Below are 17,471 nucleotides of genomic sequence, written 5' to 3'. Positions count from 1 at the left end.
TGCTCTCGTGTCGGCCAGTCAAGATGCGTGTGGTTTGTGGTCGCGACATGGTGGCGGTGGGGCCAGAGCGCGAGACCGCAGTCAAACGGCGCCGCTCGCTCCCAATCGGGGATCAAGCGGGCGCTAGGCAACGCACTCGCTCATTTGACTGAGTGCTGAGGCCGTCGCGATTTCGGGTTCAGGGACGGCCGTCGATGTCGGCCTGCGCGTCGCGCAGAACCGATATGGCGCCGTCGATCTCGTTGCGTTGGCGTTCAAGGTGAGCGATCTGCGCTACGATCTGCTCGCTTTTGAGATGCAGCCGATTGGTCTGGGGACGTGGCTCCGCGCCGGCCAACATGTCACCGATTTCGGTGAGGGTGAAACCAAGCTGCTTGGCTTGTAGGATCATGTCGAGACGAGCCTTATCGCTGCTGGCATAAAGCCGCGTCGTGCCATCTCGGCGTGGCACAAGCAGGCCACGATCCTCATAGAAACGGAGCGTCCGCAGGCTGACGTCGAAGGCACGCGCCATCTCTCCGATACTGATCCGCTCGATCTTGACGTCCTCTGAACGGGGTCGTGCTGACCTGGGTCGCTGTGGCGATTTCGCAAGGCTCATCACTGGGTTCCGTGAGATGGGGCGACGCTCGCGACGCCTCGATTTCCCGAAATCTAACGTTAGGTCAGACCAATTACAACCCATAGTTGATATCGATCGGAATGGGTTGTGGTCTGTTCAGCATCGAAGGTTGTCTTAACCTCCTGTTTACCCTGCTGAACGAAACTCGGGGACGACGGGGCAGCGTTCACAAACCACCAACGATTTGCGTTGTGGACGATTGCGATGCGACTGACCAGAACTGGGCCGATGGCCTGATTGGCGCGACGATGAACAAGGCGGTTCCTTGGAGCAGCGGTGACAGCAACCTCGATATTCGCGAGGCGGCTCGCCGTGCGGCCAAGCGCGAGGGACTGTCGGTCGGTGAATGGCTCGACGCCATCATCGCAGAGCGCGCCGAGATGTTGGGTGTCGATGTTGCAAAGCTCGATGCCGAAGAGCGGGTCTATGCCGTCACCGAACGATTAGCCCGCCTGAGCGGGGAGAGACGTGGCGCCTCCGAGACCCGCGACTCATCCGAACCAAGCCGATCGTCCTTGCAGCCGTCTTCACCTCGAGCTTCCGAAAGACAGAAAATGACGTCGGGCACGCGTATGCGAGACTGGTTCGGAGCGAATGGCGGCGCGACGGCTCCAGCCAAGCCCAGCCCGACGAAGACCGCAGCACTCACGCGCGCTCGATCGATGCCTGAGACCGCTCGACCCTTCGGCCCGTTGAACGGACGCCTCGGATCGACCCTCGACGCCTCCGCGCCGACACGCGCGCCCGTCGTGGCCCCTCGACCGATCGACGCTCAGGCGGCCGCGACAAAGGCGGCTTCGGACGACGGGTCTTCGGCTGCTCCGGATCAGTCCGGCGCCGAGGAGTTGCGGCGGGTCGAGGCAAAACTCACCGCACTTTTCCGGGCTCTCGATCGCAAACAGGACCCGTCGGACATCGATGTCGTGATGCCGCCAAGCCGCCCGGTGGCGTCGCGAGCGGCCGCCGCCGTCGAGACGGCAAAGATGTCCGATTCGACGCCAGCGCCGATCCACTCGGATGCGCCGCCGTTTCGAACCTTGGCGCAGGCGATCGCCGAAATCTCCGAGCGGCAAATCATGCTGGACCGGCAGGCCGCCGTGACCGCAGACGAGCCGACGGCCCCCACGGTCAGCCCGCAGCGCGCTGAGGATCAAGCGGATCGCAAGATCGACGCGCAATCTCTCGTCACGCCATCGACCAGACAGGACCAGTCCAGCGACCGACCCGCCAAGCTCATGCCGACCCAGAAATTGGCGGCGCATCGCCTCCGGGCTGAGCCTTCAGGCTCCGGGGCTCAATCTCTTAGCTCATCCACCGAAGGGTCGACGCTCGACCTCATCGAACGCCGGCTCGAGGCACTCGCGGCCAAGATCGACATGGCGATTGCCGGTCAGGTGAAGCCAAGCGTCATCGAAACCCTCTCGATGCGGCTTGATCATGTTCAGGGATCGCTGGACGATCGGCTGCTGTCCCGCACCGCCATGCCGCCGCTCGATCAACCGGCGATGGAGCAGATGATCGAAGGGTTGATCGGCCGGATCGAGACCTTGCGTCAGCCTTTGCCGGATGTCGCGGCGCTGGAGGGCATGCTGCAGCAACTCGCGCAGAAGCTCGATGATGCTCGCGAGCCGCAGGCCGATGCCCAGGTGTTCGGCGACCTCCAGGCGCAGGTCGGGAAATTAGCCGAGCGGATCGATAAGAGCGACGCGGGATTGACCGCGATCGTGTCGGTCGAACGCTCGCTCGGCGAGTTGTTTTCGCAACTCGAAGAAACGCGCGAGGCGGCCATCAACGCTGCCGAGGGCGCGGCCCGCACAGCCGCCCGCGACACGCTCCGCGCCGCCATGCTGGATTCCGCCCTGCCGTTTGGCAAAGGCCATGCGAGTGCCGAAGCGGCCGTCGAGCAGGTGTCGCAGGAACTCTCCGACTTCCGCGCAACACGCGAGACCTCGGATCAGCGCCTGCATGCGATGCTGGCGACGCTGAATGAAACGCTCGAAAAAGTTGTCGACCGCCTGGCTCTTCCAGTAGTAGCGGAGACTTCCGTCTCGGCCGCATCTCAGGTCGGTAAAGCCGGGCAGGGCGCCACGACGGATGATGCCTCACGCGTGCCGCCTCCGGGCGTGCGTCAAGGAGCAGAGCGTCCAAGCGCCGCTTTGGCTGCGCTCGATGCCGATGTTCCGATCGAACCCGGATCCGTTGGCAGTCCCCGGATGCCATCGCGTCCGGCGGAGGTCTCGACCGACGCGGCGCGAGCCCCCGACGTCAAGGCCGATCCCTCACAATTCATCGCCGCTGCTCGCCGCGCCGCTCTCGCGGCCGCGCAGGATACGGCAGCACGTGCCGCGACGGCCGCGACCCGTCGGGGTGATCATCAAGCTCAGCGTCTTGGCTCGTCGACGTCCCTGATGGATCGGGTGAAGGACTTCTCGGCAAAGCATCGGCGGCCCATGCTGCTCAGCCTCGCCGGCTTAGTGCTCTTGCTTGGCGCGATCCAAGTCGCGCGCCTGAGCGCCGTGCCGGCCGATGGTGTATCGACGGTCGGGTCTGCAACGGCAGCGAACGTGGCTGACCAGCAACCGTCGTCGACGGGCGCGATACCCGCCGTTCAACCCGCGGTGAAGCGCGAGGCGCTTGCCGGCGCGGCCGGTGATGCCGCAGTCCGAGGGCCCGCCGCAACCGTGGCGCCGGTGCCGCCTGCGCCTGCCGTAACGGACCAATCCAAAACCGCCGTCGACGCACCGGTCAAGTCGCTTCCAACTCTGGCCATGGGACGTCCGCCCCTCTCCGGCCCCCAGCCCAGCCCGACAGCTTCGGGCTTGCGCGATCTTGCGAGCAGCGGCAATGCGGCGGCGCAATTCGAACTCGGCTTACGTTTGGCCGATGGACGAGGTCTGCCGCGCGATCCGAAACAAGCGGCCGAGTGGCTCGAAAAGGCGGCGACTCAGGGGCTCGCCCCGGCGGCTTATCGGCTCGGCTCGCTCTACGAAAAGGGGCTCGGCGTGCCGCGCGACCCGGCCATTTCGTCACGCTGGTATCAGCAGGCGGCCGAGCAGGGGAACATCCGTGCGATGCATAATCTGGCGGTCATGTCGGCCGAAGGCGCCGGCGGCAAGCCGGATTATCCGAAGGCGGCGACGTGGTTCGGCAAGGCCAGTCAGATGGGCGTGCGCGACAGTCAGTTCAACCTTGCGATTCTCTACGCGCGAGGGCTCGGCATCGAACAGAGTTTGGCGCAATCCTATACGTGGTTCGCGATCGCGGCCGCACAGGGTGACGACGACGCGGCCCGCAAGCGGGACGATGTCGCGGCCAAGCTCGATGCCAAGACGCTCGCGGCCGCTAAGGCGGCTGCGGAGAGTTTTCGACCGACGCCGCCGATCTCCGCCGCCAACGAGGTGCCCCCACCGGCTGCCGGTTGGGATGCGGTCCCGCCGCAAGGACTGGTGCCGACGACCTCGAATGTGCCCGCAGCACATGCTCCGGCTCCGAACGCATCGGGTTCGACGCAGCCGGGCGCGAGCAGCGGGAGCGGCAATCTCGCCCCACGGATCAGTCGCCTCTAGCATTCGAGCCGGAGGTACCTCGTCGCCGGCTCGGGTCCATCAAAGAAAAAAAACCCGGCGTGAGCCGGGTTTTTCGTCGCTGAACAAATCAAGCCTGAGGTTGCGGCTCGAGGCCGGTTTCGGGCCCCGACTTCGGACGTCCCTTGCCGATATTCGGCACTGGGGAGGCACGCGGCGGGGTCGGGTCGTCACCGGTTTCGCGCACCGGCAAGCGACCCTTCAGCAGGCCGATGATCTCGTCACCCGACAAGGTCTCATATTCGAGCAGACCTCTGGCGAGCGATTCGAGATCCCCCTTGCGACGGGTCAAAATCTCGGTCGCTTCGGCCAAGCCATTCTCGACGAGTCGCCGCACTTCCGAGTCGATCTTCTGCGACGTCGATTCGGAAATGTTGTTCTGCTTGCCCATGGAATAACCGAGGAACACCTCTTCCTGGTTTTCGCCATACATGACCGTGCCGAGTTCGTCGGAGAAGCCCCAGCGTGTCACCATCGCGCGCGCCAGTTTGGTGGCCTGTTCAATATCCGACTGAGCGCCGGACGTGACCTTATCCTTGCCGAAAATCAATTCCTCAGCCACGCGTCCGCCCATCAGTACGGCGAGGCGCGAGGTCATCTGCTCGAAGCTCATCGACAGCTTGTCGCGCTCCGGCAATTGCATGACCATGCCGAGTGCACGACCACGCGGAATGATCGTCGCCTTGTGAACGGGATCGGTCGCCGACACGCTGAGCGCTACGATCGCGTGACCACCTTCATGGTAGGCCGTCAGCATCTTTTCCTGCTCGGTCATGACCAAGGTGCGGCGCTCGGCGCCCATCATGATCTTGTCCTTCGCGTCCTCGAACTCCGACATGGTGACGATGCGCTTGCTGCGGCGAGCCGCCATCAAGGCTGCTTCGTTGACGAGGTTCATCAAGTCGGCACCTGAGAAGCCGGGTGTTCCACGCGCGACGGTCTTGAGATCCACGTCCGGCGATAACGGCACCTTCCGAACATGCACCTTCAAGATGCGCTCGCGACCGACAACGTCCGGATTGGGGACGACGATCTGTCGATCGAAGCGGCCGGGGCGCAGCAAGGCAGGGTCGAGAACATCCGGGCGGTTCGTCGCCGCGATCAAGATGATGCCTTCATTGGCCTCGAAGCCGTCCATCTCGACCAGCAGCTGGTTGAGGGTCTGCTCCCGCTCGTCATTGCCACCGCCGAGACCGGCGCCGCGATGGCGACCGACCGCATCGATTTCGTCGATGAAAATAATGCAAGGCGCATTCTTCTTCGCCTGCTCGAACATATCGCGCACGCGGCTCGCGCCGACACCGACGAACATTTCGACGAAGTCTGAACCCGAGATGGTGAAGAATGGAACGCTAGCTTCGCCCGCGATGGCACGAGCTAGCAGAGTCTTACCGGTACCGGGCGGTCCGACTAGAAGGACGCCACGCGGGATACGGCCGCCAAGTCGCTGGAACTTCTGCGGGTCGCGCAGGAACTCGACGATCTCCTGGAGGTCATCCTTGGCCTCATCAACGCCGGCCACATCCTCGAATGTGACACGACCATGAGCCTCGGTCAGCAGTTTGGCCTTCGACTTACCAAATCCCATGGCTTTGCCGCCCGCCCCCTGCATTTGCCGGGACATGAAGATCCAAATCCCGATGAAGGCGAGCAGAGGCAGCCCATTGACCAGAAGCGTTACCAGCCAAGAATTACCGTCCGACGGCGGCTTCGCGGTAATCTGCACATTTTTCTTGTAGAGATTTTGCACCAGACTCGGATCGTTCGGTGCATAGGTCGAGAAGGCACGATTGTCATTGAAATGACCCGTGATCTCGGCGCCCGCGATCGTCACCTCACGCACGCGACCGCTATCGACCTCGCTCAGCAACTGGCTGAAGGTAATGTCTTGCGTCTGCGAGCGCTGGCCTGGATTTTGGAACAACAGCACCAAAGCGACCACGAGCAGGAATATGATCACCCAAAGGGCGAAGTTCCGGAAGTTCGGATTCATCTCGGACCCGTGAAAAGCGTTGACCCCTTCAAGGGGAGATAGTCGTGTCGCGTAGGCCTGACCCTAGAACCGGATAGTCTGATGGACCATTCCGGCGAGATCATGCTTCGATTTGGTGTTTCGCGCGGTTTTGGATGATCGAGGCACAATCGGCGCCTCGAGACCGCAGTCGGCATCGTGTCTTGTGCAATGTAGGCGTCGACGCGCTCATTGCCAAGGGAACGGCCTGGCTTCTGCGGCGAATGGTTCCGTTTGCGTTGAATCGGGATCGACGGGCCTTTGCCGCACGCCGCGTCCGCGTTGTCGCGGCGCCTCCACCTCGATGGTCACTCGTCCGCTCCTCGCAAGCGTGAACGTCGCTCCGCCGAGGCTCCGACGGAGCGTTGATCCGGCGCGGAACGCCAATCGGATCTCTGCCGCGAGATGTTCGAGCCGGTCGAGCCGTAGCATAGATGAGCCGCCGACCGTGGTCGCGGCTTCCCCAAGAACCCGGATCGTGAACTCTTCGGGTTCGCGATCGAGCAGGCCCATGTCAAAGCGCAGCAGTCCGGGCGCCGCCGGCAATTCGGCCAGCACGCGAAGCCGCTCGGCGGCCTGACGCAAGGCCGTCTCGGCCCGCGCAGCGCGTTCCGCCAAGAGGCCGAACCGACTGGCGTCGAGACCCTCGGCGGCGAGCGCTGGGAGCATCTGTCGCATGCGCGTGCGGGCGAAGCGCGGATCCTCATTTGAGGGATCGCGACGATAATCCCATCCGTTGATCGCGCAGGCGGCAAGCAGGCGGGCCTTCGGCACACGGAGCAGCGGGCGCAGATGCGAGACCCCGTCTCGAAACGAATGGCTGCTCATGCCCGCGAGGCCCGAGACGCCGGTGCCGCGCGTCATGCGAAACAACAAGGTTTCGGCCTGATCGTCGAGCGTATGAGCGGTCAGGAGCGATGCGCCCGTCTCGCGACAGAAGCTTGTGAGCAAGCGATAGCGGGCTTCTCTTGCCTTTCCCTGGACGGCCTGTGTCGGCTTCGGTCCGACCCAGGTCAGAATCTGCGCCGCAAGGCCGATGCGCTGCGCCTGCGCGACCACGAAATCGGCATCGTCACGCGAGGCGGCGCGCAGGCCGTGGTCGACTGTCGCAATCGTGACGTGACGATCCAGTGTCGCCATGAGGTGCATGAGCGCGATCGAATCAGGCCCGCCGGACACTGCCACGACCAGAGGCGCGGTCGAGGGACCCAGAAGCGAAGGGAGCGAAGCGGCAAGATCGTCCGCCGTGTAGGGCAGGGTTGCCGCGACGCTCGTCTCAGCCATCGGTGCGGCAGCGCGACCGCTTCAATTCGCGATCGACTCCCGCCCGGACCTCTGCAGAAGCCGTCGGATATTTGCGGGTGACTTCTAGATATGTCGCGCAGGCCTGATCCTTGGCGCCGAGAGCGTTCAGCGACATGCCGAGGCGCAGCAGAGCGTCAGGTGCACGCGCCGACTTGCCGTAATCGGTGGAAAGCTTCAAAAATTGCTCTGCGGCTTCCCGATGACGACCCAGTCGCGAGTAGCTTTCGCCCGCGAGATAGACCGCATCGGGCACGAGCCTGTCCTTCGGATATTTGGTGACGAACCCCTGAAATCCCGTGGCGGCACCGTCAAATTGACCTTGCTTATAGAGCCCGAGATCGTTGTCGAACTCTTCGCGTGTCCCGCCTGGCGTCAGGCTGGCAACAGCATTCGGGTCGGGCAAAGCGCGTGCGGCGGGGGGCGCCGCGATGATCGAGGGCGTGTCGTTGCGAGGCGTGTCGCTCGCGGTCTGCTCCGTCCCACTGCCGGGGCGCTGCATCAGGTCGAGCGGCGGGCGGGGATCAGCGGATGCACGCGCAGAAATCGGTGCGCTCGGCTGCGTGGTGCCGAGGGGCTTCGGGGCACCCGGCGCGGTTGGGTTGGCGTCCGGGTCGAAGACGTCGCCGGTCGCGCGCGCCGCACGCGGGGCGGGCGTCGCCCCGTTGGACGAGGCCGCAGGCGCGTCGAGGGCAGCGACCACGGGCGTGGTCGCATCCGGCTCTGTCGCGTCGCCCCGTTTCTGCGGCAGCGGCCGAACGGCTGCACCGGCGGGCGCGCCCCCGGTCCGCTGCAGATCCTGGAAACGGAAATCGACGTCGCCCTGCATCTTCCGCATGTCATCGGCGAGCTTCTTATTTTGATATTGAAGCTGTTCGATTTGGCCGGTCAGGGCGCGAATCTGGTTTTCCAGCCGTCCCAGTCGAACCACCAGGGCCCCCTGGTCGCCATTCTCATCCGGAGCCGCAACGTCGTCCTGCGCTTGAGCCAGGAGGATCGTCTCGGCCGCATGGACCGGCCAGCGCGCGCCACCTGCGACCAGGACCGTGAGGCCGGTGACCATCGCCAGCATCGGGCGGAACTTGAAAGTTTTCATAACGGCGGACCCATCGACATGACGACGCCACACAACACGGCACTTCGGCTTTTCGATGAATTGTGGCGGAGGATCAAGCCGCAATGAACGTGCGTCGGACAAGCCGAACCAACATGGGCCTCACGAGAAGCCCCGCGGTCGGCATGTATCCGACCGCGAGCGTTTGGCTATTAGGATTGACCGCCTGTCTTCAGCACCGTCACGGCGCGGCGGTTCTGCGACCAGCATGAAATGTCGTTACAGACCGCCACAGGACGCTCTTTGCCGTAGCTGATCGTCTTGATCCGGGCTGCGGCAATGCCGCGCGACGCAAGATAGTCCTTCGCGGCTTCGGCACGGCGTGCGCCGAGTGCGAAATTATATTCGCGTGTGCCACGTTCGTCGGCATGACCCTCGACCGTGAAGGCATAGCGCGGATATTGGGCGAGCCAGCGCGCCTGCTTGTCGAGCGTCGCGGTCGCGGTCGGGGTGAGATCCGTCTGATCGGTTTCAAAGAAGATGCGATCGCCGACGTTGACGGCGAAATCCTGTGCGCTGCCCGGCACGGCCGCACCACCGGCGCCGCCAGCTCCACCAAAACCGCCGAGCGCGGCCTCATCGGCATTGTTCTTGGCGCAGGCCGTGACGGCAAGGCCGGCCATCAGCACAATCGCCAGTTTGAAGTTACGGCTCGAAAAGATCTGGGGCATGGAGACTCCTGTTGCGGTCGCCCGACGTTGCAATCAAGTAGCCACGCCTTGGTTAAGCGAAGGTTTTTATCAACCTTGATGGAAGGTAAGAGACCGGGGTGCGTGTCCTTACGACCAGCCTTGGTTAAGAAGCCCTTGATGGCCGCAATGCGGCATCAACCCTCAGCAGGAGAGACACACCACAGGAGTTGCGCTCCTGTGGTCTAAAAGCAACAACCTGCGCGCGCGATCACTCTGCCGCTTGTACCAGGGGCAAGGGCGCACGATCCGCGGTGTCGACCATGTAGTCGCGCGTCAATGGCACGGCGTCGACGCTGTTCGACAATTGCGCCTGAAACACCATGAAGCCGCCGTGCCGAAATGACATCTCGCTGGCCGCCAGATAAAACTCCCACATCCGGCAGAATCGCTCGTCATAAAGGCTGCCGAGCTCTCCCTTGCGCTGCAGAAACCGCTCGCGCCAATGTTTCAGCGTCTCCGCATAGTGCAGGCGCAGCACTTCAAGGTCAGTGAGCCACAATCCGCTCGTCTCGATCGGCGGAATCACTTCCGAGAGGGATGGGATGTAGCCGCCTGGAAAGATGTATTTATTGATCCAGGCATTCGGCTTGGCGATGCCGTGGTTGCGGCCGATCGAATGAATGAGCGCAACGCCATTCGGCGCAAGCAATCGGGAGACGGTGTTGAAGTATGTCTTATATTGGGGCGTGCCGACATGCTCGAACATGCCGACCGACACGATCCGATCGAACGTACCCTCGAGCGTGCGATAGTCCCGTAATTCGAAGGTGACCCGGTCCTGCAATCCGAGGTCCTCCACTCTTTGCCGGGCGACCTTCAATTGCTCCGTCGAGAGTGTCACGCCCAGGACGTGAACATTCTCCTGTTGCGCGATGCTGATCGCCATCCCGCCCCAGCCGCAGCCGATATCGAGCACGCGCTGTCCCGGCTTCAGCAGCAGTTTGGCGATGATATGCCGCTTTTTGGCCGTCTGCGCGTCGTCCAACGAGACGGTTGGATCGGCGAAGTAAGCACAGGAATATTGGAGATCCTGATCCAGGAACAACCGATAGAGATCGGTCGAGAGATCGTAATGGTGGGCGACATTGCGACGCGAACGACGCTGATTGTTGTATTGCTGAACGGCCGCCAAAGCTTTGTAGCCCGCGCGTCGGATTATACCTGGATAATGCTGTGGCAGGCCGGCGAGATTGGTGCCGGCGAGATCGAGCAGATCGTAAATACTGCCCTGCTCCATGATGAGATCGCCGTCCATATAGGCCTGGCCGAGGAAGCGATCCGGATCGGCGGCGATCTTGAGGGGAGTGAGATGTCCCTTGAGGCGAACCACGACGGGCTCGTGGCCCGTTTGGCCGTCGCCGAAGGTATATTGCTTTCCACCGTCGAGAATGACCGTCAACCGGCCCTGGCGGAAGATCGAATTCAGCTTTGATTTGAGCATGTTGGGATTGCCGCTCTTTCGGTCCTGTCATCTCCGTGCTGCTCGGGTGGACGACGTCGACCCGGCACGTACACAAAGGTCATGACGAGATTTCAAACCCAAACGGACAAAATGTCCAAAGCATTTTCGCCTTTGTGGCAATTTTTTGAAACGTTTCTGCTCCGCGGAGGTTCTCTCGGGCTGAAACGTTATGTCGCCTGACGTGACCGCGACTGTGCCGTCTCGCAGCGTGAGTGACATAAAAAAAGTGCCGGTCGAGGGATCGACCGGCACTCTGAACGAGGCGATGTCGCTTCGCTTCGATTAGTTCAGCAGGGGACCCCAGGACGGATCGGACGCGAACGAGCCGGTCGCCACCGGGAACTCGCCCCGACCGAAAATATCCGTCATGAAGATCTTGGATCCAGACTGGCCGCCCGGATCGCGAAAGAACATCAGATAGAGGCCGTTCGGCGCCCATGTCGGGCCTTCGTTGTGGAAGCCTTCAGTCAAGATGCGCTCGCCCGACCCATCCGGCTTCATCACGCCGATCCCGAAGCTGCCGCCTTTTTGGCGCGTAAAGGCGATGTAATCGCCCTTGGGAGACCAGACCGGCGTCGAATAATGGCCATCGCCGAACGACAGTCGCTTCGCGGTGCCACCCGACGCTGCCATGATATAGATCTGCTGGCTGCCACCACGATCGGACTCGAACACGATCTGCGACCCATCGGGCGAGTAGGACGGCGACGTATCGATCGCCGCCGTATTGGTCAGGCGGGTAGTCGTGTGCGAGGCGATATCCATCGTGTAGAGATTGGAGGAGGACCCTTCCGATAGCGACATGATGACCTTGCCGCCATCGGGCGAGAAGCGGGGGCTGAACGTCATGCCGGGGAAGTTACCCACGACCTCACGCTGGCCGGTCTCGATGTTGAGCAGATAGACCTTCGGATCTGAGTCGCCGAAGGACATGTAGGTCACCTCCTGCGAATTCGGTGAGAAGCGGGGCGTCACCACGAGATCGTCTCCCTTGGTCAGATATTTCACGTTGCCGCCGTCCTGGTCCATGATGGCAAGGCGCTTGCGGCGATGTTCCGCCGAGCCCGTCTCGTCCACAAAGACGACGCGCGAATCGAAGAAGCCCTTCTCGCCGGTGATGCGGGTGAAGATCGCATCCGACACGATATGGGCCACACGGCGCGAGTTGGTGGCATCGGTCACATATTGTTGGCCCGCGACCTGCTGCCCATTGGACGAGTCCCACAGGCGGAACTCGGTCTTGATGCGCCCATCCCCCTCGCGATGCGTGCGTCCGGTGACGACGAACTGGGCGCCGCTATGCTGCCAAGCCGCCATCTGGGGCGCCTCGGGGTTCGGAGCCTGCTCGGGAAAGGCGCTCGGGTCGGTCGGTGAGAGAAAGACCGACCGTTTGAAGTTGTTGGTGATGATGCCGGTGATCTTGCTGCCATCGGCATCATCGCTCGCAAATTTTGTGATCGCGATTGTAACAGGCTTGAACTGTCCGCCGGGGCGGATGTCGAGGAAACGTTCCTCAGCCGACGCCGGGGCCAGTGAGAAAGCCAATAATCCGGCGACGATCGCCAGGATGGCTCGGACATGGTCGAGGCGGAGCCTCATCATAGGGCGATCCTTCTGGATGGTGTCAAAATTCGGCACGTGATCTGATCCGGCTCAGCCGGCCATCTCTTCGGGGTCGAACCGCAACACACGGCCCTTCCAAAGATCGTAATAGGGGGCGTATTGCTCCGGAATTTTAAGCGGATTGCAGCGCCGCACCGCCCGCAGGGCACTGTCGGCGAGGCTCTGCAGAGAAGGGTCGGAGGGCGGATTGATCAGAACAGGCTCGGCCTCGAGCGATCCCGATGGGCCATAGACCACGCGAACCTGCGGAATGTATTTCTGGCCGGTGCTGAGGCCGAGATAGCTCCAGCATTGGCGATATTGATCTTCGAGCAATCCATCCAGACCGGCCCACATCGATGGCGACATCTTCGGCGCATTGGCGGTGGGCGATCCGAGCGAGGCGACGCGGCTCGTATCGGGCCCGCGCGACGCGCGTTGCGCCGGCGCCTCCCGGCTCAGCAGCCGGGAAATGTCGGTCGGGTCGAACTTGCTCGTGTCGCTCGTCTCATGCACCGGCTTGCTGGTCCGCGCCGTGTTCTTCGCCGGCGGGGTCAGGTCGGTCGGCTGATCCTCCATCAGCTTGGCGACTTGATCGACCTTCGGCCGGTCGACCGGCCGGGGTTTCGGCGGCGGCGTCTTGTCGTGCAGCTTGGCCACAACCGGATGCGGCGGCAGCGGAACCGGATCCGGCTTCGGAATCGGCTTGGGAACGGGAGGCTTCGGTTTTGGCTCCGGCTTCGGCGCGACGGGCTCGGCCTCCACATCGCGCACGGGTGGGAGCGGCGGCGAGGTATCGGCCTGCGGTGTGTCGGGGGTCGGCGGCGGCGGCGTATCCGGCACGGGCGGCATCGGAGGCGACGTATCGGGCGGCAGGGCAGCCTCGCGCACCGGCGGCAGAGGCGCCGGGGGAGGGGGCGGTGGCGGCGGGGGAGGCGGCGGTGAAGGAACGTCTTTCGACTGGTCGGGCGTCGGCGGGTTTGGCTTGGTGTCCTCGACCGGAGCGACCGCTTCGGCTTTCGCGACAGCCTCGGGACGAACCTCCTTGGCGGTCTTCTCGCCCTTCATGATCTGGTTGAATTGCGCGTCGGTCACCATCTCGACCGGAACGGTCTCCTGAACGTCATCGAAGACCGGCGCCGAGGAAAACGACACGAGCGCAGCGCCCAAGGCCGCCACGTGGACGACCACGGAGACGACGAATCCGGGCTCTGAAAAGCGACGCTTCACCGACACGACGATCTCACTTCGTGTCTTGGTCCGTGACGAGCGCGACCTTTTTGTAACCAGAGGCCGTGATGATCGACATGACTTCGGCGATGCGACCGTAGTTCACGGTCTTGGCACCACGCACGTAGATGCGCTCATCATAGCCCGCCTTGGCGAGCGCCTGCAGCTTGGCCGGAAGCTCGTCGACCGTGACCGGCTGATCGAGAATATAAATGTCGCCCTTGGGATCTACCGCCACGCTGAGCGGCTTCTGGTCGACGTTGAGCTGCGCCGCCTTGGTCTGCGGCAGGTCGATCGGCACACCGCTCGCCAGCAGGGGAGCCGACACCATGAAGATGATGAGCAGCACCAGGATGACGTCGATGAACGGCGTCATGTTGATCTCGGCCATCGCGCCATAGCGCGGCACGCCCCGCCGACGCCGTCCGCCTTTGCCACCCGCCGATACGGACATGCCCATGGGATGCTCTCCGACTAGAGGGGATCAGGCTGCGCGATCGCGTTCGCCACCGACATGCTGATCGATCTGCCGCGACAGGATCGACGAGAACTCGTCGGCGAAGCTTTCCATCCGGGCCTGGAACTTCGCCACGATGCCTTGCAGGTTGTTGAAGAAGATCAGCGCCGGAATGGCCGCGAAGAGGCCGATGGCTGTCGCCAACAGCGCTTCGGCAAGACCCGGTGCGATGACCGCGAGCGAGGTGTTCTTCGAGGCCGCGATCGATCGGAACGAGGTCATGATTCCCCAGACCGTGCCGAACAGCCCGACGAACGGGGCCGTCGACGCCACGGTCGCCAGCACGATGAGGTTATGTTCGAGCTTCTCGACTTCTCGGGCAATCGACACGTCGAGCACCTTCTCGAGCCGTGCATGCAGCCCCATGAAGGACGAACCGACGTTCTGGAACGAGCGCTTCCACTCGCGCATGGCAGCCACGAACAGCGACGCCATGCCGATCGTCTCGCGTTGCGACAGGGTCGTATAAAGTTCTTCCAAAGACTGCCCGGACCAGAACACCGTCTCGAATCGGTCGATAGCCTTCCGGGTCTTGGAGAACAGGATCGTCTTGTTGATGATGATCGCCCAACACCAAACGGAGGCGAACAACAGGCCGAGCATCACCACTTTCACGACCAGATGGGCGTTCCAAAACATTCCGAAGATCGAAATATCGGCGACCGGGGCTGCGACATCGGCAGGGTTCATCGGCTCTAAGTCCTTGCGGTCGACGCGTCTCTAGAAGGATGGTCGTGTGTCCTGTCGCCAAAATCGGTCAATTCTGGGGCTTGAACAGGACGGCTCCTCGGCGAATCCACGCGACGAGTTAATCCCTGATTATCGTTAAGGAGCCGTTACTGAAAGGTTTATGCGATCGAAGGCGACAAATGTTTCCCATCGGGTCGCAATCTCGCCATCAAAGCGGGGGGAAAGCGCCGCGCTCGGCCGTCTTGAACCAAGCCGATGCGGACGTCGGCGATAACCAGGATGTCCTCGCCGCGCCGGATCGACTGACCCATCGTGACCGACGCGCCGCCGAGCGCCTCGATGATGGTGTCGACCATCAAGATATCGTCCATCCGGGCGGCGGCGCGAAAATCGAGCGTCATATGCCGGACCGCAAAGGCCATCGGATCGCTCTCAGGCGAGGCGCGGAGCTCGGCCTGGTTGATGCCGAGATGGCGCAGGAACTCGGTGCGGCCCCGCTCGAGAAACCGCAGATAATTGGCGTGATAGACGACGCCGGAGAAATCCGTGTCCTCGTAATAGACACGCACGCTCCATCGATGCGCCTCGAAAGCGGCACCGCTCATCCGACATCGTCTCCGAGATCGAACAGCCCGATCTGATTGGCGACAGGCGCTTGCGAGGGGACCGCAAGCCCCAGGTGACGGAACGCATGCGGGGTCAGCATGCGGCCGCGCGGCGTCCGATGCAGAAAGCCGAGCTGGATCAGGAACGGCTCGATGATATCTTCGATCGCGTCGCGAGGCTCCGACAAGGCGGCCGCAATCGTCTCGATGCCGACCGGGCCGCCACCAAACGAGATTGAAACGGCGTCGAGGTAACGTCGATCCATCTGGTCGAGGCCGACATCGTCGACGTCCAGCAGTTTCAGGGCGCGGTCGGCGACCTTGCGGGTGATGATCGGTTCGTCATCGACAACGGCAAAATCGCGCACCCGGCGGAGCAAGCGTCCCGCGATCCGGGGCGTGCCCCGCGCCCGCCGCGCAATCTCATTGGCGCCATCGGGCGCCATGCCGATCCCCAGCACCCGCGCCCCGCGCCGCACGATGCTTTCGAGTTCGGTTACATTATAGAAATTCAGCCGCAGCGGGATGCCGAAGCGATCGCGCAGAGGCGTCGTCAGCAAGCCCGCCCGCGTGGTCGCGCCCACGAGCGTGAATTTGGCGAGATCGATCTTCACCGACCGGGCCGCAGGACCTTGGCCGATGATGAGATCGAGCTGGAAATCTTCCATGGCCGGATAGAGGATCTCCTCCACGGCCGGATTGAGCCGATGAATTTCGTCGATAAACAAAACATCGCGATCTTCGAGCGCGGTCAATTGCGCCGCAAGGTCGCCCGCCTTGGCGATGACGGGACCAGAGGTCGAGCGAAAGTTGACGCCGAGTTCGCGCGCCACGATTTGAGCCAGCGTCGTCTTGCCAAGGCCGGGCGGCCCGACGAACAGCACGTGATCGAGCGCTTCGCCCCGGGTTTTGGCGGCTTCGACGAACACCTTGAGGTTCTTACGAAGCGCCTCCTGGCCGGTGAAGTCCTCCAGCACCTGCGGCCGCAGCGACGCCTCGTGGTCGTCATCGCGAAGGTCCGGGGTGAGCAGGCGTCGGGGCTGGTCTGACACTGAGGGGGTCCGGGCTGTCGCGGGCGCTTTGGCGGTGATTTGTTCTCGAATAGCATAGAGACGTCGTGCTAGGCGAACCGCTATGCCGGGCCGGGCCGCGGTCACCCTCGTTGCGATCGAGCATCATGCCGCTGTCCCCCCGCGCTTTCGTCATCGGCCACCCGATCGCTCACTCGCGCTCGCCGCTGGTTCACGGGTTCTGGCTCGATGCGCTCAAGCTGCCCGGACGTTATGAGAAGATCGACGTCGAGCCGTCCGATCTGCCAGCCTTCATCGATGGCCTGGCAGCGGCGGGATTTCTCGGCGGCAACGTCACGGTGCCGCATAAGAGTGCCGTGATGGCGCTGGTCGACGACATCGACGCCGCCGCGCGGGCGATCGGCGCCGTCAATACGCTGTGGTTCGAGAATGGCCGCTTACAGGGCGGCAATACGGATGCGTTCGGGTTTTTGGCCAATCTCGATGTCGGCGCGCCGGGTTGGGACGGCAACGGCGGCGGCCACGCGGTCGTGCTCGGTGCAGGCGGCGCGGCGCGGGCCGTGGTCTACGGCCTGCTGCAACGAGGTCTTTCCGTGAGCGTGTTGAATCGCACGATCGGCACCGCCGAGGATCTCGCGCGTCACTTCGGCCCGCGCGTCTCCGCCCATGGGTGGGATCGGGTGAGCCAGCAACTCGGCTCGGCCGATCTGCTGGTCAATACGACGACCCTCGGGATGGTTGGGAAGCCACAGCTCCACCTCGACCTCGCGGCGTTGAACCGCGACGCGCTCGTCTGCGACATCGTCTATGTGCCGCTCGAAACCGATCTCCTCACGGCCGCCAAGGCCAGGGGCCATCGCACCGTCGATGGGCTCGGCATGTTGCTGCATCAAGCCGTGCCAGGCTTCGCGCATTGGTTCGGGCAAACCCCGGTCGTCACCGAAGCGCTACGTGCTTTGATCGAAGCCGACGTCAACGCACCGAGGCCGTGATCGACGGCCGGTGAGCG

Annotated in this window: 14 protein-coding genes; 2 read left to right on the top strand and 12 right to left on the bottom strand. The window is 63.2% G+C overall.

Translation table 11 applies throughout. The annotated features are described in order from the left end of the window. Window positions 1-178: 178 nt before the first annotated feature. Window positions 179-514, bottom strand: a complete 336-nt coding sequence (locus LGH83_RS06995) for a MerR family transcriptional regulator (RefSeq protein WP_227401162.1) — start codon at window positions 512-514, stop codon at window positions 179-181. Window positions 515-813: 299 nt separating this feature from the next. Between LGH83_RS06995 and LGH83_RS06990 the strand changes: the two genes are divergently transcribed. After that, the gene (locus LGH83_RS06990; RefSeq protein WP_227401161.1) at window positions 814-4,188 is read left to right on the top strand and encodes a tetratricopeptide repeat protein; all 3,375 of its coding nucleotides are present in this window, start codon (window positions 814-816) and stop codon (window positions 4,186-4,188) included. Between the two features lie 88 nt (window positions 4,189-4,276). Here LGH83_RS06990 and ftsH read toward each other — a convergent pair whose 3' ends face one another. From ftsH to ruvB, 11 genes are all read right to left on the bottom strand, one after another. Then, window positions 4,277-6,199, bottom strand: coding sequence for an ATP-dependent zinc metalloprotease FtsH (gene ftsH / locus LGH83_RS06985; RefSeq protein ID WP_131118701.1), 1,923 nt, complete (start codon window positions 6,197-6,199; stop codon window positions 4,277-4,279). Window positions 6,200-6,406: 207 nt separating this feature from the next. Then, complete coding sequence (tilS, locus tag LGH83_RS06980; protein WP_227401160.1) at window positions 6,407-7,501, bottom strand: tRNA lysidine(34) synthetase TilS; 1,095 nt, start codon at window positions 7,499-7,501, stop codon at window positions 6,407-6,409. After that, window positions 7,494-8,615 carry a tol-pal system protein YbgF gene (ybgF, locus tag LGH83_RS06975; protein WP_227401159.1) on the bottom strand — a complete coding sequence of 374 codons (1,122 nt, stop codon included), beginning with the start codon at window positions 8,613-8,615 and terminating at the stop codon, window positions 7,494-7,496. The genes tilS and ybgF overlap by 8 nt, the downstream gene beginning before the upstream one ends. Before the next feature lie 170 nt (window positions 8,616-8,785). Then, complete coding sequence (pal, locus tag LGH83_RS06970; RefSeq protein WP_131118694.1) at window positions 8,786-9,304, bottom strand: peptidoglycan-associated lipoprotein Pal; 519 nt, start codon at window positions 9,302-9,304, stop codon at window positions 8,786-8,788. Between the two features lie 229 nt (window positions 9,305-9,533). Then, entirely contained in the window at window positions 9,534-10,766 is a 1,233-nt protein-coding gene (locus LGH83_RS06965) for an SAM-dependent methyltransferase (RefSeq protein ID WP_227401158.1), read from the bottom strand. Between the two features lie 303 nt (window positions 10,767-11,069). After that, on the bottom strand, window positions 11,070-12,386 hold the full coding sequence (gene tolB, locus LGH83_RS06960) for a Tol-Pal system beta propeller repeat protein TolB (RefSeq protein ID WP_413771147.1): 1,317 nt from the start codon (window positions 12,384-12,386) through the stop codon (window positions 11,070-11,072). 54 nt (window positions 12,387-12,440) lie between these two features. Continuing rightward, window positions 12,441-13,625, bottom strand: a complete 1,185-nt coding sequence (locus LGH83_RS19950; RefSeq protein WP_264479147.1) for a cell envelope biogenesis protein TolA — start codon at window positions 13,623-13,625, stop codon at window positions 12,441-12,443. 7 nt (window positions 13,626-13,632) lie between these two features. Then, window positions 13,633-14,079 (bottom strand): ExbD/TolR family protein, encoded by a 447-nt coding sequence (locus LGH83_RS06950; RefSeq protein WP_131118686.1) that lies wholly within the window; start codon window positions 14,077-14,079, stop codon window positions 13,633-13,635. Between the two features lie 24 nt (window positions 14,080-14,103). After that, window positions 14,104-14,826, bottom strand: a complete 723-nt coding sequence (tolQ, locus tag LGH83_RS06945; RefSeq protein WP_131118684.1) for a protein TolQ — start codon at window positions 14,824-14,826, stop codon at window positions 14,104-14,106. A 158-nt stretch (window positions 14,827-14,984) separates the two neighbouring features. Next, entirely contained in the window at window positions 14,985-15,431 is a 447-nt protein-coding gene (gene ybgC / locus LGH83_RS06940; RefSeq protein WP_227401157.1) for a tol-pal system-associated acyl-CoA thioesterase, read from the bottom strand. Beyond that, window positions 15,428-16,483, bottom strand: coding sequence for a Holliday junction branch migration DNA helicase RuvB (gene ruvB / locus LGH83_RS06935; RefSeq protein ID WP_131195281.1), 1,056 nt, complete (start codon window positions 16,481-16,483; stop codon window positions 15,428-15,430). Before ruvB ends, ybgC begins: the two co-directional genes overlap by 4 nt. Before the next feature lie 110 nt (window positions 16,484-16,593). On the opposite strand from ruvB, the gene LGH83_RS06930 reads away from it, so the two are divergent. Further along, window positions 16,594-17,454, top strand: coding sequence for a shikimate dehydrogenase (locus LGH83_RS06930; protein WP_413771117.1), 861 nt, complete (start codon window positions 16,594-16,596; stop codon window positions 17,452-17,454). Window positions 17,455-17,471 lie beyond the last annotated feature (17 nt).

The sequence above is a fragment of the Lichenihabitans sp. PAMC28606 genome, assembly GCF_020616535.1.
In the GTDB taxonomy this organism is placed as follows: Bacteria; Pseudomonadota; Alphaproteobacteria; order Rhizobiales; family Beijerinckiaceae; genus Lichenihabitans; species Lichenihabitans psoromatis.
The sequence above is the reverse complement of the archived record's forward strand: the minus strand, read 5'-3'. Positions and strand labels throughout refer to the sequence as shown.